Origin of the sequence: Paenibacillus sp. GbtcB18, assembly GCF_019091125.1 — a bacterium.
Taxonomy (GTDB): domain Bacteria; phylum Bacillota; class Bacilli; order Paenibacillales; family NBRC-103111; genus Paenibacillus_F; species Paenibacillus_F chitinolyticus.
Genome location: NZ_JAGXJX010000639.1, coordinates 1 through 249 on the forward strand (window position 1 = coordinate 1; position 249 = coordinate 249).

Consider the following 249-nt stretch of genomic DNA (forward strand, 5'->3'; position numbering starts at 1 on the left):
CGTACCGCGAGGCGAATCCGTCCGATGAGGTGATCCCCCTGGTTCTTTACACCTCGATTATCCCGCAATTCGCCGCGGACGTATCCGGGGGCGGGGACAGGCGGCGCTCCGGTCCCTCGTTCGCCCGCCTTCCCGCTCCCGGGCGGGCGAAAGTCCGGCGTCTGAACGCCATCGGGGGGCGGAACATTGCGCCCGACAGGTATGTTTTCGTACCCCCGGTGGGGAATTTTCCGTCCCCTCCGGGGCTGA

1 protein-coding gene is annotated in these 249 nt (G+C 67.1%); it reads left to right on the top strand.

The genetic code is table 11. The features are described from left to right. Positions 1–249: NADPH-dependent FMN reductase family protein (locus KVT34_RS30730; RefSeq protein ID WP_483311474.1), on the top strand; the 249-nt coding region annotated here is incomplete at both ends.